The organism is Oleiphilus sp. HI0086 (genome assembly GCF_001635225.1).
This window is the reverse complement of record NZ_LWFZ01000202.1, coordinates 1-606: the sequence shown is the minus strand read 5'-3', so window position 1 is coordinate 606 and position 606 is coordinate 1. Positions and strand designations below refer to the sequence as shown.

Genomic DNA, 606 nt, shown 5'->3' with positions numbered 1-606 from the left:
TGTTTCAGCCACTTGACGAGTGAGGTTTTCCTGAATCTGGAAGCGTCGCGCATACATGTCGACAATACGAGCAAATTTAGACAGACCCAAAACCTTGCCGTTTGGCAAATAAGCGATATGGCACTTGCCAATAAAAGGCAGTAGGTGGTGTTCGCAAAGAGAGTATAGCTCTATGTCTTTTACAATAACCATTTGGTCATTGTCAGACTCGAACACCGCGTTATTTACTATATCATCAAGGCTTTGTTGATATCCCTGAGTGAGAAATTGCATAGCCTTGGCTGCACGAGTCGGTGTATCTAATAAGCCTTCGCGAGAGCTGTCTTCACCAAGACTTTCAATAATGGCTTTATAATTTTGTGATAAGGCGTCAAGCATAAGAAATACCGAAGATGTGGGAAATGCCGGATTTTACATGCTTGGAATAGCTGGGGAAAGCCTTTTCCCACTTGGTCAACCTAATTTGCAGATAGCGTTTAGCAGAAAGTAAGAGACAATTAGTACCGATCAATTGCGAATCGAATATTATCTGCTTCCGCTTTAAGAACTTGGTACATAAATGTATTGGTGCCAGCCTTTGCTTTTTCAGCTTGCAGGCACTTGTTT

General features: G+C 42.1%; 1 protein-coding gene. It reads right to left on the bottom strand.

Annotated elements, in window-relative coordinates:
• A partial coding sequence (gene folE / locus A3756_RS02765) for a GTP cyclohydrolase I FolE (RefSeq protein ID WP_068552882.1) occupies positions 1-378 on the bottom strand: 378 nt, incomplete at its 3' end.
• Positions 379-606: the final 228 nt, after the last annotated feature.